Origin of the sequence: Ensifer adhaerens, from assembly GCF_002940685.1 — a bacterium.
GTDB classification, from domain to species: Bacteria; Pseudomonadota; Alphaproteobacteria; order Rhizobiales; family Rhizobiaceae; genus Ensifer; species Ensifer adhaerens_E.
The window spans coordinates 239,857-260,755 of record NZ_PNFP01000003.1; the positions used below are offsets into that span (position 1 = coordinate 239,857).

The following is a 20,899-nucleotide window of genomic DNA, read 5'->3' on the forward strand; positions in this document are numbered from 1 at the left end:
ATCCCTCGCCGATTTGCTGACTCTCGCATATTATTTAGCAATCGCTAAGAGGGCAGCCGGCTTCGAGATACCGGCAGTGGCGGAAACCGCGCAAGTTTCGGACTTTTTGCATTCTTCCCGGATGTCGATGTCCTTTTTGGGATTCACCGAAAGACATGAGCCACCGCGGCTCGCACACCGAGTTCAGGCGTCAGACGCATCTTATGGAGAGCGTTATGCCCGAGTGGAACTACGGATACCCACCCCCGCAGCACCGGTTCCAGGGAGGCGGCAATGGTCGGCGCTGACTTCGACAGCGACTCTCACACGGCCTGGATATCCAAAGGTTTCGAAACGCTGGTCGACCGGGTTCGAAAAGCGCCGGCAGCACTCCACTTTGACGTTCTCATCGTCGGCAGCGGCTATGGCGGCGCAATCGCGGCCGCCACCTTGGCCGGACGCACGAATGGAACCGGCACGGTCAAGGTAGGGGTGCTCGAGCGCGGAAAGGAGTATCTGCCCGGCTCGTTTCCAACGGGCCTCGGCGAATTGCCCCGCCATATCCGTCGCGATCGCAACAAGGAAGGTCTGGTCGACGTGCGCATCGGCCCGGAGGTCGTCACTGTGGTTGCGAACGGTGTCGGCGGCGGTTCGCTGATCAATGCCGGGGTCATGGAAGTTCCCGACGCCAAGGTATTTCAGTCGCGCTGGCCCGACGACCTCAAGGATCTCACCACCTGGCGGCAGTATTTCGACCGCGCATGCGAGCTTCTGGGCGGCGCGAAAAACGGCGTTGCGAACAGCATCTCGAAACATCCCGACGGCCTTCCGCAGAAACACAAGTCCTTCCGCAACATTGCGCCGTCCGGCTTCCGCGAGGCCGCGATCACCGTCGCGATGACGGACACGGAGAGTTCGGGAAACGTCAAGCTCAACAAATGCGTGCGCTGCGGCGACTGCGCGACGGGCTGCAATTTCGGCGCCAAGAACTCACTCGACGTCAACCTGCTCGTGACCGCCTTGCGCAAAAAGGCGGAGATCTTCAGCGGGGCGACCGTGCTCAGCATCGAAAAGGACGTTGGCAACTGGATCGTCAATTGCGTCTACACCGATGCGGCCCTGCGCGCCCGCGACGGCGAGGTTCTGCAGGTGCGCGCCGGCAAGGTCGTGCTGGCGGCGGGCACGCTCGGCTCATTCGAAATCCTGAAGCGCTCGCAGGCCGCCGGGCTCGCTCTTTCCCTCCATCTCGGCAATCATTGTTCCACCAACGGTGACATGCTGGTGACGGACTATGCCACATCGAACCCGGTCAACACCGTCTCGGACGAGACCTTGCAGCCGTCGAAGCGTGCCATCGGCCCGACGATCACCGGCGTCATCGATCTCAGAAAAACGGCGGGCGTTCTGATCGAGGAACTCTCCGTTCCGGCCAGCCTGCGGGTGGCCTTCACCGAGATCTTTGCAACGCTGAACACCCTGCACGGCCTCGACCGGATCGACTGGTCAATGCATGCAAAGGGCTTTCCGACAGATGATGCCTATGTGGTGCCGACCGGCCGGATCGAACATTCCGCCGTCTATGCGGTCATGGCAGATGACGGGGCTGCCGGCCGCCTGGAGCTCGACGGAACGGCGTCGGAGAGCAACGACGGCATCGCGCGGATGCACTGGGACGATCTGCCGTCCCTGCCGGTGTTCGACGCCGAGGTCGAGGCATTGGCACGACTGACCAGAAATACGGGCGGACGCATCATTGCCAATCCCGTATGGAAGCTCCTGCCGGTTGGTTTGAACTGGCTGCTGCAGAACAAGCGCGGTCCACTGACGACCGTGCACCCGCTCGGCGGATGCGTGATGGGCAACAGCGGGGCGACCGGCGTCGTCGATCATCTGGGACGTGTCTTCAAATCGGATGCGCCGCTCGATTTTCACGGGGGTCTCGTGGTCCTCGACGGCTCGATCATCCCGACGGCGCTTGGCACCAACCCGGCGCTGACGATCGCGGCGGTGGCCTTGCGCGCCTCGGAGGCGCTTGCGGCAGAGTGGAGCTATGCCGTCCCAGCCACTGCAGCCTCTACGGCCCCTGCGGCTCCTGAGCTGCCCTCGGTCCGCCCGGTGTTTCGCGAAACCGATGTCGCTGCGTCCGCTCCCGATGCCGACGCAGAGATCATCGAGCGCCTTGTCGGCCGGGTCAGGTTTTCATCCGGGGGGGCGCCAGCCGAAACCAGGATTGTCGAGCTCACGCTACGTTTCGAGCCGAAGGCGCTTATCGATCTGGCTCCAAGCAATGGCGGCGATGGTATCCTTAAGGTTGCGTCCGATGCCACGGTGCCGCTCGCCCGCAGCATGATCCGCATTTTCCCTGCGGATCAGTGGGAAAATCTGCACAAGACATGGGCGCCTGCCGGGCTGAAGGAGCAGAAGCTCGAGGCGATCGCCATCTTTACCGCACCCTTGACCGGTAGCCTGCGCGTCCTTGAGCGCCAGTCGAGCTGGGTTGGCGGCAGGATATGGCGTGCCGGCAAGGCCTGGGTGCTGAACCGCGGCCTGCGTGACAGCTATCAGGCGGTCGTTGACGGCGACGGTGGCCCCGGCTTTTTCGAACGCGTCCGGTCGGGCCTTGCTATCGCCAGCCGGTCCGGCGAGATCCGCGCCTTCGTCTATGATCTGAAAATCGGTGCGCCCGACCCGATTACCGGCGGCATCGCGCTTGCGGGCGACCGGATCGTCGGCACAAAGCGCTTCACCTATGACCGGCGCTCCAACCCCTGGCGTCAGCTGATGGAAGTGGCGCTGGAGCAGTTTCCGGGGGCGGAGGCAACCGGTGGCGGCGTGCTGACGCTTGACCTCGACTATCTCGCCCGCATCGGGGTACCGCTTTTCCGCATGACGGAGCAGCGCGATGGCGTTGCCGCGATCGGGGCGCTCCTGACCTTCCTCGGATATTTCCTTCGGCTCCTCTTGGGCATGCACATCTGGAGCTTCCGCGCGCCGGACAAGGACAAGGATCCGGCAAACGACGTCGTGGACTTTCGCCCTCCCGCGCAGCTGAAAGTTCCCGGTGGTACGGTCGCCGCACAGCGGCAGACGCTCGTCGTCGGCACGACGAAGCCTCAACTCGGCGGGCCGCCGGTTCTTGGAAAGATCCTGCTGACCCGCTACCCCTATCCGGGAACGACGAAGCGGCCGCTGGTGATGATCCACGGATACAGCGCCGGCGGCACGACCTTTGCTCACCACGCCGTCGATCCGAACTTCGCCAGCCATTTCTGGAAGACGGGGCGCGACGTCTGGATCGCCGACCTCAGGACCAGCCCGGCGCACCCGACCGCCAGCGCCGCCTGGAGCTTCGACGAAATCGGCAAGGAAGACGTGCCCCTGGTGTTGAAGACGATCTCGACGCAGACCGGCGCGCCGAAGCTCGACGTCATCGCGCATTGCATGGGCACGATGGTTTTCAGCATCGCGGCGCTGGAAGGCAAGATCACCGATCTCGTCGACCGGGTGGCCTTCACGCAGGTCGGACCGCTGGTGGTCTTCACGCCAGCCAACATCTTCCGCGCCTATGTCGTGCGTTATCTTCTCGGCTTCCTGCCGGACAGCTACAGCTTCAACCCGGAGAAACCAACGCTCGCCGACGATCTCTGGGACCGCGTGCTGTCCACGCTTCCCTATCCGGTGGAAGAGTTCGACGTCGAAAATCCGGTCTGGCCCTGGAAGCGAACGCCGTGGACACGGACCCGGCACCGGATGGACGCCCTTTACGGTCGGGATTTCAACGTCGCGAACATGGAGCCGGAAATGCTGCGTTTCATCAACGAGCATTTCGGCGCGCTCAGCCTCAACACGGTTTCCACGACGGTTCACTTCGTGCGCAACGCGATGCTCACGAACTACAAGGGCCAAAACACACTGGTTGCGCGAACCAAACTGGAAACGCTTTGGCCTTTCCCGACGTTCAGCGTGCATGGGTCGGCCAACGGTCTCACGGATCCGGCCACCGTCGATCGCATGCGCCGCATCTTTGACGACGCCGGCCGCGTTTATCTGGAACCCTATCTCAATCCGGGAGCCGGCCATCAGGACGCACTGGTCGGCACGACCCGCCACGCGAGCTTGCAGAAGATCGAGGCGTTCCTCAACCAGAACATCCAGCGACAGCCCGTGGCCGCAGACACCGAGATGACGGCCTACCCGCCCTGGATCGGTCCCATCATCACGGAGGAGAATGGTGAACTGATCATCCGCCTCGGCGCGCTGCCGTCGATCCGCCAGACCGAGGGCGTGATCATGCTGCGCGTCCAGCTGAATGGCGACGACCTCCTGCGCCCGGACGGCCAGCCCTGGGATCTGCCCTACGTCCTCAGCCACATGATGGTCTATTGGTCACCCGCTCTGCGCGACATTGGCTGGGATGCATTCAAGGCGCCGCTTCCCACGTCGATGCCGGGATACGATCCGAACTATCCCGGGAACGCATTGCTCGTCCTGCTCGCCTACGCGGAGGATGCCTTTCTGGCCCCGCCCGGCGCCATAGAGGCCGAATACTACGCGCTTGCCAAGGAAGGCATCGTCTACGAGGCATTTCCGCTCGCATCGAACGCCAATCCGGAAAAAATACTGGAAGCGCTTCCCTTTAGGCGTTTCGAGCGGATTTCCAGCGCGGTCTCCCGGACAATGAATGCGCCCCGACCCGACATCAATCCGGGCAAGGGTTCGAAACTGGCGCCGAACCGGCTCGTCTTCAAGGACATGACCCCAACGACAAACCTCACGGTTGACGCCGGTCCGGCGACAGGAACGACTGCCGCATCCGCAATGACGCTGAATTTCCTGATGGGCGAGTCCGCGCTCGAAAATCTGGTCGAGCAGGACCGGGCGCTGATGGACGGCGTCATCCCCTACGATTCGCCGCAGGGCCAACCGGCGTCCGGCGATACCAGCTTCATCCTGGCGTCATGCCAGTATCCAGCCGGCTTCATCGACGGCAAAGTCGCCTATCGCTCCTATGCGGACGTCGCCGGCAGAATAGGGGCGGGCGCGGGGATCCAGCCAAAATTCGCACTCTTCGTCGGCGACCAGGTCTATGTGGATCCGACCGCGGGGCTCTATGATCCGGCCGCCAACGATGACAGGTACCGTCTCCCCTACGAGGCGTGGCTGCGCGAACGCAGCGTGCGCGAGGTCTTGCGACGCATGCCATCGTTCATGCTGCTCGACGACCACGAGATCGGCGACAACTGGGAGCCGCTTGCGTCTCCGAACGATATCGGGTCGAACGCCGATCTGAAGAAGTACGGCCTTGAGGCCTATGAAAAATATCAGCGCGGGCTGTTGAAGAGCCTGGAGGAGTTCGACTACGAGGGCTTGCATTTCTTCCTGCTCGACACCCGAAGCCAAAGATCGCACCGCAAGATCGGCGCCGGGCTCGCCAATGCAACCCTGTTCAAGGCGGGCAACGGCGAGACGTTCAGTCGGCTGGAGACGTGGCTTGGAAAGGTCGGCCCCAAATTCATCGCGTCGCCGGCGATGTTCCTGCCGCGCCACAGGCGGGCAGTCCAACGCGACGCCAGTCTCAGTCCGGACAATCTGAGTGCGCTGCATTCCGACGGTTGGGATGGCTATCCGAACAGCCTGCGCGATGTTCTCGGCGTCATCGCCGCCGGAAAGATCAGGCATGTCGTGTTCCTCTCCGGTGACGAGCATCGCGGCTGCGTCGCGACCGCGCAGCTGACGGAGCTGGACCACACACCGCTCACGACCGTTCATTCGATCCATACCGCCGCGATGTACGCGCCCTATCCCTTCGCAAACGGGATCGACGAGGACATCGTCGAGCAGGAAACCTTCGAGTTCGACTACATGGGCAAACGCTATCGCTGCGTCGTCGAAGCGACGCGCCCCGCTCCCAGAGATGGCGCAACGTACCTTCGCGTCCGGCAGGACGCGGGCGATTGGAAGCTCGACTGCGAGTATGCCGGGGCCGTGCAGACGCTCGTGCTCTGACCCAATCGTCGCACGCAAGACGGTCAAGGCATAGCCGTCAGGCAGTCGTGACCGAAGCGCCGGGGGCTTGCGGTCATGTAAGCCTTGAACCCGACGCAAAGGCATATTTCAGGACGTCCGTCACAGCATTTCGCAGCGTCGAATCCACACGGTCGCGCAGCCCCTTGTCGTCGCTTGACAGTCGGTTCAAAATAAACTTAACATGTTAATGGATTGAAGTTTCCCGATGAAGAGCGAAGGGAAGCTTCAAGCGACCGGGGAGGTCTGCCGACCGGATAACCTTCATTTGAAGTGAAGGGTCCGGCGCGTGCATGCGATGCTCTTCGAGCACAAACATGGGGTCGACAGGGAGGAACTTATGAAACTGAGCAGACGGAACTTGATGAAGACTGGCGGTGCATTTCTTGCCGCACCCTTCGTTCTGAAGATGGGCGTGGCGCGTGCCCAGGAAACGGTGACGCTGAAGCTGCACCATTTCCTGCCACCGGCGTCCAACGTTCATCAGCGGCTGCTGACGCCATGGGCGAAAACGCTGGCGGAGCAGAGCGGCGGTGCGCTGAAGGTCGACATCTTCCCGGCCATGCAGCTCGGCGGAAAGCCGCCCCAGCTCTACGATCAGGCGTCCAACGGCGTCGTCGATATCGTTTGGACCTTGCCCGGCAACACGCCCGGACGTTTCCCATCCACGGAAGTGTTCGAACTGCCGTTCGTGGCGGCAAAAGAGGCCACGGTCAATGCACAGGCCTGCCAGGAATATGGCCAGACGCACGTGCTGAAGGAAACCGGCGAGACGCAGCTCCTGTGCTTCTGGGCGCACGATCAGGGCCTGATCCATACCAACAAGGAAGTGAAGACCGGCGCGGATCTCGCCGGGCTGAAACTGCGCAATCCGACCCGCCTTGCCGGTGAAGCGCTGGCGGCGCTGGGGGCGACGCCGGTCGGCATGCCCATTCCGCAGGTGCCGGAGGCGCTGGCCCAACGGTCGATCGACGGCTGCGTCATCCCCTGGGAAGTCGTTCCCTCGATCAAGGTGAACGAGCTCACCAAGTTCCATACCGAGATCCCGGGTTCGCCGACGCTCTATACCGCAACCTTCTTCCTGGCGATGAACAAGAGCAAGTATGACGGCTTGCCGGCCGACCTGAAGGCCGTGCTGGATGCCAATAGCGGCATGGCCTTCGCCAAGAAGGCCGGTGAAATGTGGGACAGCGTCGGTGCCGAGGTGCGCGCCGCGATCGAAGCGGCCGGAACCGGAACAATCAGCACGATCAGCGAGGACGAGAAGGCGAAGTGGGTGGAGGCGACCAGGCCCGTCCATGACAAGTGGATCGAGGACATGCAGGCCAAGGGTCTCGATGGCAAGGCGCTGATCGCCGCGGCGCAGGAGCTTATCCAGAAGTATTCGGGCTCCTGAAACCTCCACCGCCCCATCCGCCCGAACGCGGCGTCTGAACGCGCCACCACATGAACCAACAGCTCGAGGCCTCAATGATGGACGACGTGGGACACGAGGAAGCGGTCAAGCTGCCGCGCCGCCGCGAGGTTGAGCGCCTCGCAGCGGGGATGGCAATGATCGGCGGCACGCTTCTTTGCCTTGCGGCGGGACTGGTCACCGTCAGCGTACTCGGCCGTTGGCTCTTCAACCGGCCGGTGCCGGCCGACTACGAACTGGTGGAGGTGGCGGTCGGGGTCGCCGCCTTCTCCTTTCTCGGATATACGCAGGCGCGCAACGGTCACATCGCCGTCGATACCTTCACGCTGGCTCTGCCCGCCCGGGTCACAAGGGTCATCGACGGCCTATGGGACCTGCTGCTGGCCGGTTGCCTGGCATTTTTTGCCTGGGGCCTGTTCACCGGCGGCCTGGAGGCGAGGGGATACGGGACGACTCTCATCCAGCTGCCCTGGCCGATCTGGCCTGTCTACCTGATCTGCGCCGCGCTGGCGGCGCTCGCATCCCTCATCGGGTTGTCTGTTTCCCTGCTCAAGATCGGAGGCGACCGATGAGCGGTTTTGCCATTGCTTTCGTTGGCTTCGCAGCCATGCTGCTGCTGATCGCCATCCGGATGCCGATCGCCCTTGCGATGCTCGCGGTGGGGGCTGCCGGTTATGCCTATCTCTCCGGCCCGCATGCGCTGATCTACTACCTGCAGACCAACACCTACAGCCAGTTTGCCAGCTACACGCTTTCCGTCATACCGCTGTTCATCCTGATGGGCGCGCTTGCCGAGCAGTCCGGCATCGCGGCAACGCTGTTTCGCGTCGCCGAGCGGGGCTTTGGACGGTTCAAGGGCGGGATGCCGATGGCGGTCATCGCCGCCTGCACCGGCTTCGGCGCGATCTGCGGTTCGTCGGTCGCGACCACGGCGACCTTCGGCCGCGCGGCCCTGCCGGAACTGCGCCGGGCGCGGGTCGATGCCGGCCTCGGTACGGGGACGATTGCTGCCGGCGGTACACTCGGCATCCTCATTCCCCCATCCGTCATCCTGGTGATCTACGCGATCACTGCCGAACAGAACATCGCCAAGTTGTTTCAGGCCGCCTTGGTGCCGGGACTGCTCGCGGCAGCCTTCTATCTCATCGCGATCGCAGTCGTCGTCCGGCGCAAACCCGATCTCGCGCCGCCGGTGACGGCGACCGAAGTCGCACCGACACCCCGTCCGCTCTGGGCAAGACCCGCAGGACTGGCCATTCTTGCCGGTGGTGCTGCCGGCTGGTTGCTGGGTTCGCTCGGGACCGTCGGCGGCATATTGCTGGTGATTTTCGGCGTGCTTCTGCTGGCGGCGGATTTCGCCATCGTCCCGGCCGCGGCGGTCGCGGTTACCGTTGTCGGCGGTATTTATGGCGAGGTGTTCACGCCGACGGAAGGGGCTGCGGTCGGCGCCGCGGTAACGCTGGTGATCGGGCTCCTGCAAAGGACGCTGAGCCTTTCGGCCCTGAAGAACGCCCTGCTGCAGACGGCAGAAACCAGCGGGATGATCTTCCTGATCCTGCTCGGTGCGGAGGTCTTTGGCGCGTTTCTGGCCTTGACCCAGATGCCGGCGACACTGGCATCGATGGTCGGACAATCGGGCTTGCCGCCCTATGTCGTCATCTGCGGGATGCTCGTCACCTACCTGGTGCTCGGCGCCGTCATGGACGAACTGGCGATGATCCTGCTGACGCTGCCCGTCTTCATCCCGATCATCCTGACGCTGGACCTGGGCATGCCGACCGAGGACGTGGCCATCTGGTTCGGCATCCTCGTCCTCATCGTCGTCGGCATCGGTCTTTCGGCCCCGCCGATCGGCCTCAACGTTTTCATCATCAACAAGCTCGCCTCCGACGTTCCGATCATGCAGACCTATCGCGGCGTGATGCCATTCGTCGTCGCCGACCTGATCAGGCTGGCTATCGTCACGCTCTTGCCTGGCGTCGCGCTGGCGCTCGTCCGGCTGTTGAATTGAGGCTCGAAGGTCCCGTCGGTCCGGCGTGGCTTACTGGTCCTTCCAACTGTGGAACATGGCGGCCTGGCCGGCATGTTCGCCGTTGGCGCTGATGAGTTGCCAGACCGTCGCGTCCTCGATCCAGAACCGGCGGCCGGACTTTGCGATCCGGAGGCCGCGATAATTGTCGATGAACCCTTTGGCGGCGACGCTGTCGAGAAGGCGCTGGCGTTCCGCGCGGTCCGGCGCCTCGGCCGAGAGGCGCGACGGCATCCCGACGAACTCCTGCCAGTCATAGCCGAAGCAGGCCTGGGCCGTTCTGTTCGCGTAGAAGAAACGAGGGTCCTCCGACCGGTCGTGCGCAAGCAGCGCAAAGGGCGCGCTCTCGTAGAGCCATCTGCTATCGATCGGATGATCGACCAGCTCTCTGCCCGTCACCTGGCGGAAACTTGTGACGATCAGGGCGAAGGCGTCCTCGGCGTCATGCTCGGTTGTCATCGCCCGTCGCCTCCATGTACCGCCGTTGGACCACGCCTCAGGCACTCAGGGCGGGGATGAATTTTCCGTCATAGCGAACGCGAAAGTTCCGGCGCTGGGCATCTTCCTGGAAGCAGACGAACACCAGTTCCAGGTCGTTTGCGCTACTGCGCCTGCCAAGCAGGCTGAGCGTGATGACGACCACGCCGCCATAAGTGCGGGTCAGGGCGATCGCTGCCCTTCGAATTTCGTTGGTGCCGGCGTCGTCCCGCTCTTCGCGGCGCTCGTAGACCTGCCAGAAGGGAGAAGCTTCCCAGGCCGCGCGCAACGCCTCGGTGATCTGGTCCTTGAACTCCTCGACGGATCTGCCCTTGCTCCACGAGACGGTCTTTTCGGTGTAGTCGGCAAAAATGTCGAGATAGCCGTCATAGTCGTTCGCATCGGAGAAACACCGCTCGATCATCCCGAGCGCCGTTTCATCGGAAATTCCTGCCTTGAAGTATATCGTCATCGAATCGCCAACCTTGCCTTGAACGCCTATCTAGTCAAAGCGCCAAGGATGTATCTAGTCCCCAGAATGCCGGATCGGCTCAATCTGCGCCGGTCGTTGCTCGATGGTACGGCCTCCGCGCGGGCCGACCAAATCGTGTGGCGCGTTTTGCATGCCAAGCGAGACATCCCGCAATGGGTGCAAGGCCCGCACGAGCCCTGACGCTTCGGTCCCTGACTGTAAGCTATTGGTTGCCTTGGGAAAGATGAGGCAAAAACGTTGCGAAACTGCGGGGAAACGAGACGAAATTTCTAAGGCTTGGCACAACCAGGGTCCGCGTTCCCTCGCGCTCCCACACGCCGGCCGATAGGTTCTGAGGCAGCATCAACACCGGAGATCCGCATGAAACGCCTCCTCATTCTCGGCGCCACTCTTGCCGCGTATTTTGTGACCCCTGCGCTGGCACAGGAGCCGACGAAGCTTCTCAACGCCTCCTACGACGTTTCGCGCGAACTCTTCGTTGCCGAGAACGAGGCCTTCATCAAGCAGCATCCGGGCGTGACGATCGACCAGTCGCATGCCGGCACGTCCAAGCAGGCGCGTTCGATCCTCGAAGGTCTCGAAGCGGATGTCGTGACCTTCAACCAGACCACCGATATCGAGTTCCTCGCCAAGAACGGCTTTGTTTCCAAGGATTGGGCGAAGGCCTTCCCGAACAATGCCTCGCCGTTCTATTCCTTCCCGTCCTTCCTGGTGCGCAAGGGCAACCCGAAGAACATCAAGGACTGGTCCGATCTCGCCCGTGACGATGTCCATGCCGTCTTCCCCAATCCGAAGACCTCGGGTAACGCGCGCTACACCTATCTCGCAGCCTATGCCTGGGCCAAGGAGGCCTATGAGGGCGACGAGGCGAAGATCGAAGCCTATATCACCAAGATCTTCGACAACGTTCCGGTCTTCGACACCGGCGGCCGCGCCTCCACGACCACCTTCGTCGAGCGCGAAACCGGCGACGTCCTGATCACGTTCGAGGCGGAAACCCGCAGCATCGCCAAGCAGTATGGCGCCGACAAGGTCGAGGCCGTCATTCCTTCGGTCAGCCTGCTTGCCGAGTTCCCGGTCGCGGTCGTCGACAAGGTCGCCGAGAAGCACGGCACGCAGGCGCTCGCCAAGACCTATCTCGACTTCCTCTATACGGAAGAAGGCCAGCGCATCGCCGCCGAATTCGGCCACCGCGTCCGCAATGAAAAGGTCGCCGGCGAGTTCAAGGATCAGTTTCCGGCCATTCGCCTCGTCAATGTCGATGATGTCTATGGCGGATGGAGCAAGATCCAGAGCGAGCACTTTGCGTCCGGCGGCATCCTGGACAAGCTCTACGGCAGCCGCTGATCGCCACACGACCCCACAATCAGTCAGCCCGGCAGACGAACCCGTCTGCCGGGTTTCACCATGACATGACAAGGAAATGAACGCTTGAGACGCAATGTCCTGCCCGGGTTACGCCTGTCGCTGGGGGTGACGCTGCTCTATGTGAGCCTGATCGTCGTCCTGCCCCTGGCGGCCCTCGTATTCAAGGCGGCGAGCCTCGGGCCGCAAGACTACTGGCAGATCGTCACCTCGTCGCGCGCCCTCGCCAGCTATCGGGTCACTGTGCTGGCAGCCCTTGGCGCCACCCTCTTCAACCTCTTCTTCGGCCTGGCGCTCGCCTGGGTGCTGGTGCGTTATCGCTTTCCGGGGCGCCGCATCGTCGACGCCATGGTCGACCTGCCGTTCGCCTTGCCGACGGCGGTTGCCGGCATTTCGCTGACGGCACTCTTCACCACCAACGGCGTGTTCGGCTCGATCCTCGACAGCTACGGCATCAAGGTGGCCTATACCCCGCTCGGCATCATGATCGCCATGTGCTTCACCTCGCTGCCCTTCATCGTGCGAACGGTGCAGCCGGTGCTGGAGGATCTCGATCCGGCGTTGGAGGAGGCGGCGCAGTCGCTCGGCGGTTCGGATTTCGCGATCTTCCGCAAGGTCATCCTGCCGTTGCTGACACCGGCGCTTCTCGCCGGCGTTTCGCTGTCGTTTGCCCGCTCGCTCGGCGAGTTCGGCGCAATCATCTTCATCGCCGGCAACCAGCCGATGTCGACAGAGATCACAGCACTGCTGATCTTCATCCGGCTGGAGGAGTACGACTATCAGGCGGCCGCCGCGATCGCGTCCGTCCTGTTGCTCACGGCCTTCCTCATGCTCGCGGTGACCAACTGGCTACAGGCGCGGGCGTTGCGCTACACGCGGAGGTCCTGACCATGAGTTTCAAGAAAACCGCACGCACGCTGCCGCGGGTCGGCGATGGCCCCTTCTTCCGCCGCGCCCTGATCGGCATCGTGCTGACGCTCGGCGCGCTGCTCATCCTCGCACCGCTGCTGATTATCGGCGTCGAAGCCTTCTCCAAGGGCTGGCAGGTTTATCGCGACACGATCCTGCATCCCGACACGCGGCACGCGATCATGCTGACCGTACTGGCCGCTCTGATCGCCGTTCCTGTCAACACCGCCTTTGGCGTTGCTGCTGCGTGGGCGATCACCAAGTTCGATTTCCGTGGCAAGGGCTTCCTGCTTGTCGTGATCGAGATCCCGTTCTCGGTCTCGCCCATCGTTGCCGGTGTCGCCTACCTCTTCGTCTACGGCCTCCAGGGCCTGTTCGGTCCGACGCTCGACGCCTACGGTATCAAGATCCTGTTCGCCATCCCCGGCATCATCCTTGCCTCGATGTTCGTCACCGCACCGTTCGTCGCCCGCGAACTGATCCCGCTGATGCAGGCCCAGGGGCGCGACCTCGAGGAGGCCGCGACCTCGCTCGGCGCCTCCGGCTGGCGCACGTTCTTTTCGGTGACCTTGCCGAACATCAAATGGGCGCTGCTCTACGGCGTCGTGCTTTGCAATGCGCGGGTGATGGGTGAGTTCGGCGCGGTTTCGGTCGTCTCGGGCAACATCCGCGGCCAGACCAACACGCTGCCGCTCCATATCGAGCTGCTCTACCACGATTACCAGGCGGCGGGCGCTTTTGCGTCGGCTTCCATTCTGGCGCTCATCGCCGTTTTCACCATCATCGCCAAGGTCGCCCTGGAGCGCCAGGGGGCGGGCCGCGTCCGCCCAGCCGCCAATCCCGCGGAGAATGCATCATGAAGATCCGCCTTGACCATGTCGTCAAGACTTTCCAAACCTTCCGTGCCGTCAAGGACGTTTCGCTCGAGATCGAAAGCGGCGAACTTGTTGCGCTGCTCGGGCCCTCCGGCTCGGGCAAGACCACCATATTGCGCATGGTCGCGGGTCTCGAATTCGCCGATGGCGGTCACATCTACTTCGGCGACCAGGATGCGACCGACATCCCGGTGCGCGATCGCGGCGTCGGCTTCGTGTTCCAGCACTATGCACTTTTCCCGCATATGACCGTGGCGCAGAACATTGCCTTCGGCATGGAGGTGTCAAAAGTGAAGCGGGACAAGGCGGCCATTCAAACGCGGGTCGCCGAACTCTTGCACCTGGTGCGCCTCGAAGGGCTCGGCGAACGGTTTCCGGCACAGATCTCCGGCGGTCAGCGCCAGCGCGTCGCGCTTGCCCGCGCGCTTGCGGTCGATCCCAAGGTGCTTTTGCTCGACGAGCCCTTCGGCGCGCTCGACGCCAATGTGCGGCGCGAGCTTCGCCGCTGGCTCCGCGAGATCCATACGAAGCTCGGCATCACCACGCTGTTCGTCACCCATGACCAGGAGGAGGCCCTGGACCTCGCCGATCGCGTCGTGATCCTGAAGGATGGCCATATCGTCCAGCAGGGAACGCCGGAAGAAGTCTGCCGCGAGCCGAAGTCGGCCTTCGTCATGAAGTTCCTGGGTGACGCCAACATGCTTCCCGCCGAGGTGCGCGACGGCCGCGCCCATGTCGATGGCGCGGTGATCGAGGTCTCCGGGATCGCCGACGGCAAGGCCGAGCTCTATGCCCGCCCTGTCGATCTCGATTGGGCGGCCAGCGGGCCCGGAATTCCAGCCAGCATCGCCCGCGTGATGGACCGCCCCGGTGGTCGCCGGGTGATCGCGACCACCGGGAGCGGCGTGCCTCTCGAGCTGGACCTGGAACCGGAGCGGGCCGTGAAGGCCGGCGATACGGGCTACGTGACGTTGCGCCGCGCGACGGTGTTTGCGGCCTGACGTCCGGTCGCAGGCATCGATGGCGCCCGGCAACTGGCGCGGCACGCTTGGCTTGAGTTCGAAATATGCTGCATTGCGAAAATGCCGGCGCAGCAATACAGTCGCATTCTCCTCACTGCGGTCGCGAAGATGAAGCCGAGCGGATTGAACGTACTGGTCATCGACGAGAATCGCATTCGCGCCGCCATCATCGAAGAGGGGCTGCGCGACGCGGGCTATGACCAGCTCACCGTCATCGACGACATGCACGGTCTTGCGCGGCGCATCGCCGACCTCAATCCCGACGTCATCGTCATCGATCTCGAAAACCCCAACCGCGACATGCTGGAGAGCATGTTCCAGCTGTCACGCGCGGTGAAGCGCCCCATCGCGATGTTCGTCGACAAGTCCGACGAGGCGTCGATCGAGGCTGCGGTCGAGGCGGGGGTGTCGGCCTATATCGTCGATGGGCTCAAGCAGGAGCGGGTGCGCCCGATCCTGAAGATGGCGATCAGCCGCTTCAATGCGTTTTCCCGTCTCAACCGCGAGCTCGAGGAGACACGCGGCGAACTGGAAAACCGCAAGGTGATCGATCGGGCCAAGGGGTTGCTGATGCGCTCTCGCGGGCTCACGGAAGAAGAGGCCTATGCGCTGCTGCGCCGCACCGCGATGAACCAGAACCGCAAGATCGTCGAGATCGCCCAGAGCCTTGTCACGGCGGCCAGCCTGCTCGACCCGGGAGGGAAGGAATGACGACGCGCCACGCCATCACCGCCGGCTTCGTGCCGCTGCTCGACAGCGCGCTTCTCGTCGTCGCCCGCGAGATCGGTTTTGCGCAAGAGCAGGGGATCGACCTTACCCTCCTGCGCGAACGCTCCTGGGCGAGCATCCGTGACCGGCTTGCGGTTCGCCATGTCGATGTCGCGCATATCCTCGGTCCCATGCCGATCGCCGGCAATCTCGGCCTCAATGTGCCTGCGCCCGAAATGATCGTGCCGATGTCGCTGGGTCTCGGCGGCAATGCGGTGACCGTGTCCCAGGCGCTCTGGCAAAAGATGGCGAACAACGGCGCGACCGCCAATCTCGACGCGCGGACAAATGGGGCAGCCCTGCGCAAGGCGATCGATGCGCAACCGGGCACGCCGCTGCGTTTTGCTGTCGTACATCCCTATTCCGGGCACAATTACGAACTGCGCTACTGGCTGGCGGCGAGCGGCATCGATCCGGACCGCGACATCGAGATCGTCGTGCTGCCGCCGCCGGACATGGGCGATGCGCTCGCCGAAGGCGTGATCGACGGCTATTGCGCCGGCGAACCCTGGAACACCTTCGGGGTGCTTCGCCGCGGCGGACATCTGGCAACCGTCAAGGCGGCGATCTGGCGATCGAGCCCGGAAAAGGTGCTCGGCGTCAACGCGCGCTGGGGGCGGGCCAATCCCGAAGCCATGGCCGCTTTGCTCGTCGCCCTCCACCAGGCCTCGCTCTGGTGCGCGCGGCCGGAAAACCACGAGGCGCTTGCCAGCCTTCTGGCAAGGCCCGCCTATGTGGGCCGCGACGCCGAGCTGCTTCTTCCAGCGCTCAACGGCAAGCTGCCGGTCGGCGGCGGTGAGGTGCGGGCGATCAGCGACTTCTTCGTTCCGAATGCCAAGGCGGCGACCTTCCCCTGGAAGAGCCATGCCCTGTGGTTCTACACCCAGATGGTGCGCTGGCGGCAGATCGAACACACGGCCGAGCGCCAGCGCATCGCCGCGGAAACCTATCGGCCGGACATCTACCGCGCCGCCCTGAAGCATCTCGGCCTTGCCATGCCGTCGGCAAGCGCCAAGGTGGAGGGCGCCTTGACCGTCGAAACCCCGGTCGGCTCGTCAGGCGCACTGACGCTCGGCCCGGACGGCTTCTTCGATGGCGGGCGCTTCGATCCCGACGACCTCGACGCCTATATCGCGGCACAGTCTGCCGGCTGAATGCGCGGCGCCTAATTTATGCGCACTGCACAAAAAATGGCTTCGCATTGCACCAGCCATCATCACGCATCTGGGTTCGTCAGAGCGCAATTTTTCACTTTTGCATATATATCAATAGCTTGCTGAAACTGGCACGCCGATTGCATTTCTATTCGTAGGCCCTCGGGCCACGAGATCGGTGTCCAACGACGGGCGCCTTACCAGCAAAGCCGCTGATCGGGAACTGCGCGCACGGACTGTCCGTGTCGCGGCACGCCCGGCCAGCGGTTTTTTGTTTTCAACCCCAAGATGGAGCGGCACGACCTTGTCGGGCCACGGAGAAGCCATGTCTGAGAACAAGCAGCCACTATCGGCAAGTGAACCCGCCACCGCGTTGTGGATGTCCACCTTCGCCTTCACCATCTGTTTTGCCGTCTGGACGATCTTTGCGATCATCGGCATCCGCATCAAGCAGGACCTTGGCTTGAGCGAGGCACAGTTCGGCCTGCTCGTCGGCACGCCGATCCTCACCGGCTCGCTGGTGCGCATCCTGCTTGGCGTCTGGACCGGACGCTACGGCGGGCGGCTGGTCTACACCCTCACCATGCTCGCGGCGGCGCTGGCCACCTTCCTGCTCGCTTACGCGACCACCTATGCGCAGATGCTGCTCGCCGGCCTCGGCATCGGTCTTGCCGGTGGGTCCTTCGCCGTCGGCGTCGCCTATGTCTCGCCGTTCTTTCCGCCGGAAAAGCAGGGCACCGCGCTTGGCATCTTCGGCGCCGGCAATGTCGGGGCGGCGGTGACAAAATTCGTCGCGCCTTTCGTCCTCATTGCCTGGGGTTGGCAGACGGTTGCCGAGATCTGGGCGGCCGCACTCGTCGTCACGGCGCTCGTCTTCTGGTTCACGACCAGCGACGATCCGGCCTTCCGCAGCCGCCGCGAGCAGCAGGTGCCGAAGCGCAGCTTGCTCCAGGAATTCGCGCCATTGAAGAACGCGCAGGTCTGGCGCTTCTCGCTCTATTACTTCTTCGCCTTTGGCGGCTTCGTCGCCCTTTCGCTCTGGCTGCCGCGTTATCTCGTCGGCGTCTATGGCTTCGACATTGCAGCCGCCGGCATGATCGCCGCCGCCTATTCCATCCCCGGCAGCATCTTCCGCGCCTTTGGCGGCATGCTTTCGGACCGCAAGGGCGCACGCAGCGTCATGTACTGGATGCTCGGGGTCTCGGCGGTGGCAACGCTGATCCTGTCGCTGCCGGCAGCGGGCGAGGCGAGCGGCTTCGGCATCACGCCTGCTGTGTTCATCATCGTCGTCTTCGTTCTCGGCTTCGTCATGAGCCTCGGCAAGGCCGCCGTCTACAAGCACATCCCGGCCTACTACCCTGACAATGTCGGCGCGGTCGGCGGCATCGTCGGCATGGTCGGCGGGCTCGGCGGCTTCGTCCTGCCGATCGCCTTCGGCCTGCTCAAGGATGCGACCGGCCTCTGGTCGAGCTGCTTCCTGCTTCTCTTTGGCGTCGTCGCCGTGTCGCTCGTCTGGATGCACGTCTCGATCCGCGAGATGGAGCGCCGCGCGCTTTCCCTGCCCACGGCTGCCGCCGCCTGAACTGACAAGGACAGACCATGACAGAGAAACTCGTCATCATCGGCAATGGCATGGCGCCGGGGCGCATGCTGGAGCACCTCATCGAAAAGGCGCCCGACCGCTACGAGGTCACCATTTTCAACGCCGAGCCGCGCGTCAACTACGACCGCATCATGCTCTCGCCGGTACTGTCCGGCGAGAAGGAATACGAAGAGATCATCATTCATGGTGATGGCTGGTACATCAAACACGGCATCACGCTCTACAAGGGCCACCGCATCGTGGCCATCGACCGCGATGCCCGGACCGTGACCTCCGACCATGGGGTTACCGAGACCTACGACAAGCTCGTGATCGCCACCGGCTCCGTGCCCTTCATCCTGCCGGTGCCCGGCAAAGACCTGCCCGGCGTCATCACCTATCGCGATCTCGACGACGTGCAGGCCATGCTGCTCGCCGCCCAGTCGCGCGAAAAGGCCGTCGTCATCGGTGGCGGCCTGCTCGGCCTCGAAGCCGCCGCCGGCCTTGCCGGCCGCGGCATGGACGTCACCGTTCTTCACGTGATGCCGACGCTGATGGACCGCCAGCTCGACCCGGCCGCCGGCTATCTCCTTGAGAAGGAGCTGGAAGGCCGCGGCATCAAGATCATCTGCAAGGCCAACACCAAGGCGATCGTCGGAAACGGCAAGGTCGAGGGCATCGAACTTGACGATGGCCGCATCATTCCGGCAACGCTCGTCGTCATGGCCGTCGGCATCCGGCCGAGCGTCGGCCTCGCAAAAGAGGCTGGCCTTGCCGTCAACCGTGGCATCGTCGTCGACCAGGGCATGCAGACCTCGGACGGTCACATCTGGGCGCTTGGCGAATGCGCGGAAGTGGGCGGCATGGTCTATGGCCTCGTGGCACCACTCTATGAGATGGCGCGTGTCGCCGCCTCCCATCTTGCCGGCGAGCGCTCCGCCGCCTTCGTCCATTCCGACACGCCGACCAAGCTCAAGGTGACCGGCATCGAACTCTTCTCGCTCGGCGACTTCGCCGATGGCGACGACCGCGAGGAGATCGTGCTGCGCGATGCCGCCGCCGGCGTCTACAAGCGGGTGGTGCTGAAGGGCAACCGCATCATCGGCACGGTGCTTTACGGGGAGACCGCTGACGGAGCCTGGTTCAACGATCTCAAAAAGAAGGAGACCGACGTCTCCGAGATGCGCCAGACGCTGATCTTTGGTCAGGCCTTCCAGGGAGGTGCTCCGCTGGACCCTATGGCGGCCGTTGCAGCCTTGCCGGATGATGCGGAAATCTGCGGCTGCAACGGCGTTTGCAAGGGCAAGATCGTTTCCACGATCGCCGGCAAGGGCCTGACGTCGCTCGACGACGTGCGTGCCCACACCAAGGCGTCCGCCTCCTGCGGCTCCTGCACCGGCCTTGTCGAACAGTTGATGACGCTGACGCTCGGCGAGAGCTACAGTCCCGCGGCCGTCCAGCCGATGTGTGGCTGCACCGACCTCGGTCATGACGAGGTGCGCCGCCTGATCAAGGCCAAGGGACTGAAGACCATTCCCGCGGTCATGCAGGAGCTCGAATGGAAGACCTCCTGTGGCTGTGCCAAATGCCGCCCGGCGCTCAACTACTACCTCGTCTGCGATTTCCCGGACGAATATGCCGACGACTACCAGTCGCGCTTCATCAACGAGCGTGTGCACGCCAACATCCAGAAGGACGGCACCTATTCGGTCGTGCCGCGCATGTGGGGCGGGGTCACCAATTCCGGGGAACTGCGTGCCATTGCCGACGTCGTCGACAAGTTCGAAATCCCGCTGGTGAAGGTGACCGGCGGCCAGCGCATCGACCTGCTCGGCATCGAGAAGGAAGACCTGCCGGCCGTCTGGGCCGATCTCGGCAAGGCCGGCTTTATCTCAGGCCAAGCCTACGCCAAGGGTCTGCGCACGGTGAAGACCTGCGTCGGTTCGGACTGGTGCCGCTTCGGCACGCAGGATTCGACCGGGCTCGGCATCCGCATCGAGAAATTCATGTGGGGCTCCTGGACGCCGGCCAAGCTGAAGATGGCGGTCTCCGGCTGTCCACGCAATTGCGCCGAAGCCACCTGCAAGGACATCGGCGTCATCTGCGTCGACTCAGGTTTCGAGATCCACTTCGCCGGCGCCGCCGGTCTCGACATCAAGGGCACCGAAGTGCTCGGGCTGGTCAGGACCGAGGACGAGGCGCTGGAGCACATCGTCGCGCTGACGCAGATGTATCGCGAACAGGCGCGCTATCTCGAGCGCATCTACAAATGGGCAAAGCGCATCGGCCTCGACGAAATCCGCCGCCAGATCATGGACGATACCGACAAGCGCAAGGCCTTTTTCGACCGTTTCGTCTTCAGCCAGAAATTCGCCCAGGTCGATCCCTGGTCGGAGCGCGTCTCCGGCAAGGACAAACACGAGTTCCGGCCGATGGCGACCATCGGCTACCCCCAGGCTGCGGAATAGGAGATCGGCCATGACCTGGTTTGCCATTGGAAACATCGCCGACATTCCACTGCGCGGCGCGCGCTGCGTGAAAACGCCTCAAGGAAAGATTGCCGTATTTCGCACCGCGGAGAACGAGGCTTTTGCCATCGAGGACCATTGCCCGCACAAGGGCGGGCCGCTCTCGCAGGGCATCGTCCATGCCAAGGCCGTCACCTGCCCGTTGCACAACTGGGTGATCTCGCTCGAGACCGGCCGGGCGCTCGGCGCGGACGAGGGGGCGGTGAAGACGATTGCGCTGCGCAACGATGATGGCGCGCTCTTCATCGCGCTCGAAAGCCTGATGATGGCGGCCGAATAG

General features: G+C 63.5%; 15 protein-coding genes. 13 read left to right on the top strand and 2 right to left on the bottom strand.

What is annotated here, in order from left to right; all coding sequences use genetic code 11:
- The first annotated feature begins 273 nt into the window (after nt 1-273).
- From C1A35_RS07185 to C1A35_RS07200, 4 genes are all read left to right on the top strand, one after another.
- Nucleotides 274-5,985 carry an alpha/beta fold hydrolase gene (locus tag C1A35_RS07185; RefSeq protein WP_104663662.1) on the top strand — a complete coding sequence of 1,904 codons (5,712 nt, stop codon included), beginning with the start codon at nt 274-276 and terminating at the stop codon, nt 5,983-5,985.
- Nucleotides 5,986-6,343: 358 nt separating this feature from the next.
- Nucleotides 6,344-7,399, top strand: a complete 1,056-nt coding sequence (locus C1A35_RS07190) for a TRAP transporter substrate-binding protein (protein WP_104663663.1) — start codon at nt 6,344-6,346, stop codon at nt 7,397-7,399.
- 74 nt (nt 7,400-7,473) lie between these two features.
- Entirely contained in the window at nt 7,474-7,989 is a 516-nt protein-coding gene (locus C1A35_RS07195; protein ID WP_158665010.1) for a TRAP transporter small permease, read from the top strand.
- On the top strand, nt 7,986-9,428 hold the full coding sequence (locus C1A35_RS07200) for a TRAP transporter large permease (protein WP_104663665.1): 1,443 nt from the start codon (nt 7,986-7,988) through the stop codon (nt 9,426-9,428). Before C1A35_RS07195 ends, C1A35_RS07200 begins: the two co-directional genes overlap by 4 nt.
- A gap of 30 nt (nt 9,429-9,458) precedes the next feature.
- On the opposite strand, the gene C1A35_RS07205 is transcribed toward C1A35_RS07200, so the two are convergent.
- Together C1A35_RS07205 and C1A35_RS07210 are read right to left on the bottom strand one after the other, a co-directional pair.
- Nucleotides 9,459-9,905, bottom strand: a complete 447-nt coding sequence (locus C1A35_RS07205; protein ID WP_104663666.1) for an MEKHLA domain-containing protein — start codon at nt 9,903-9,905, stop codon at nt 9,459-9,461.
- 37 nt (nt 9,906-9,942) lie between these two features.
- Nucleotides 9,943-10,395, bottom strand: a complete 453-nt coding sequence (locus C1A35_RS07210) for a hypothetical protein (RefSeq protein WP_104663667.1) — start codon at nt 10,393-10,395, stop codon at nt 9,943-9,945.
- 381 nt (nt 10,396-10,776) lie between these two features.
- On the opposite strand from C1A35_RS07210, the gene C1A35_RS07215 reads away from it, so the two are divergent.
- The 9 genes from C1A35_RS07215 (at nt 10,777) to nirD (ending at nt 20,899) form a co-directional block, all read left to right on the top strand.
- A complete protein-coding gene (locus tag C1A35_RS07215) occupies nt 10,777-11,763 on the top strand; it encodes a sulfate ABC transporter substrate-binding protein (protein ID WP_104663668.1) in 987 nt (328 codons plus the stop codon).
- An 84-nt stretch (nt 11,764-11,847) separates the two neighbouring features.
- On the top strand, nt 11,848-12,669 hold the full coding sequence (gene cysT, locus C1A35_RS07220; RefSeq protein ID WP_104663669.1) for a sulfate ABC transporter permease subunit CysT: 822 nt from the start codon (nt 11,848-11,850) through the stop codon (nt 12,667-12,669).
- 2 nt (nt 12,670-12,671) lie between these two features.
- Nucleotides 12,672-13,550: a sulfate ABC transporter permease subunit CysW gene (gene cysW, locus C1A35_RS07225; protein WP_104663670.1), complete on the top strand. Its 879-nt coding sequence runs from the start codon at nt 12,672-12,674 to the stop codon at nt 13,548-13,550.
- Nucleotides 13,547-14,566: a sulfate/molybdate ABC transporter ATP-binding protein gene (locus C1A35_RS07230; RefSeq protein WP_104663671.1), complete on the top strand. Its 1,020-nt coding sequence runs from the start codon at nt 13,547-13,549 to the stop codon at nt 14,564-14,566. Before cysW ends, C1A35_RS07230 begins: the two co-directional genes overlap by 4 nt.
- 129 nt (nt 14,567-14,695) lie before the next feature.
- Entirely contained in the window at nt 14,696-15,298 is a 603-nt protein-coding gene (locus tag C1A35_RS07235) for an ANTAR domain-containing response regulator (RefSeq protein WP_104663928.1), read from the top strand.
- A complete protein-coding gene (locus C1A35_RS07240; RefSeq protein WP_104663672.1) occupies nt 15,295-16,509 on the top strand; it encodes a CmpA/NrtA family ABC transporter substrate-binding protein in 1,215 nt (404 codons plus the stop codon). Before C1A35_RS07235 ends, C1A35_RS07240 begins: the two co-directional genes overlap by 4 nt.
- A 325-nt stretch (nt 16,510-16,834) precedes the next feature.
- Nucleotides 16,835-18,091 (top strand): MFS transporter, encoded by a 1,257-nt coding sequence (locus tag C1A35_RS07245; RefSeq protein ID WP_104663673.1) that lies wholly within the window; start codon nt 16,835-16,837, stop codon nt 18,089-18,091.
- 17 nt (nt 18,092-18,108) lie between these two features.
- Entirely contained in the window at nt 18,109-20,559 is a 2,451-nt protein-coding gene (gene nirB / locus C1A35_RS07250; protein ID WP_104663674.1) for a nitrite reductase large subunit NirB, read from the top strand.
- 10 nt (nt 20,560-20,569) lie between these two features.
- Complete coding sequence (nirD, locus tag C1A35_RS07255) at nt 20,570-20,899, top strand: nitrite reductase small subunit NirD (RefSeq protein WP_104663675.1); 330 nt, start codon at nt 20,570-20,572, stop codon at nt 20,897-20,899.

Bases quoted from the DNA above. Each gene is read 5' to 3' on its own strand.
- cysW (WP_104663670.1), top strand. From the start codon at position 12,672: ATGAGTTTCAAGAAAACCGCACGCACGCTGCCGCGGGTCGGCGATGGC.
- C1A35_RS07245 (WP_104663673.1), top strand. From the start codon at position 16,835: ATGTCTGAGAACAAGCAGCCACTATCGGCAAGTGAACCCGCCACCGCG.
- C1A35_RS07200 (WP_104663665.1), top strand. From the start codon at position 7,986: ATGAGCGGTTTTGCCATTGCTTTCGTTGGCTTCGCAGCCATGCTGCTG.
- C1A35_RS07215 (WP_104663668.1), top strand. From the start codon at position 10,777: ATGAAACGCCTCCTCATTCTCGGCGCCACTCTTGCCGCGTATTTTGTG.
- C1A35_RS07195 (WP_158665010.1), top strand. From the start codon at position 7,474: ATGATGGACGACGTGGGACACGAGGAAGCGGTCAAGCTGCCGCGCCGC.
- C1A35_RS07185 (WP_104663662.1), top strand. From the start codon at position 274: ATGGTCGGCGCTGACTTCGACAGCGACTCTCACACGGCCTGGATATCC.
- C1A35_RS07205 (WP_104663666.1), bottom strand. From the start codon at position 9,905: ATGACAACCGAGCATGACGCCGAGGACGCCTTCGCCCTGATCGTCACA.
- C1A35_RS07240 (WP_104663672.1), top strand. From the start codon at position 15,295: ATGACGACGCGCCACGCCATCACCGCCGGCTTCGTGCCGCTGCTCGAC.
- nirB (WP_104663674.1), top strand. From the start codon at position 18,109: ATGACAGAGAAACTCGTCATCATCGGCAATGGCATGGCGCCGGGGCGC.
- C1A35_RS07230 (WP_104663671.1), top strand. From the start codon at position 13,547: ATGAAGATCCGCCTTGACCATGTCGTCAAGACTTTCCAAACCTTCCGT.
- C1A35_RS07190 (WP_104663663.1), top strand. From the start codon at position 6,344: ATGAAACTGAGCAGACGGAACTTGATGAAGACTGGCGGTGCATTTCTT.
- C1A35_RS07235 (WP_104663928.1), top strand. From the start codon at position 14,696: ATGAAGCCGAGCGGATTGAACGTACTGGTCATCGACGAGAATCGCATT.
- C1A35_RS07210 (WP_104663667.1), bottom strand. From the start codon at position 10,395: ATGACGATATACTTCAAGGCAGGAATTTCCGATGAAACGGCGCTCGGG.
- nirD (WP_104663675.1), top strand. From the start codon at position 20,570: ATGACCTGGTTTGCCATTGGAAACATCGCCGACATTCCACTGCGCGGC.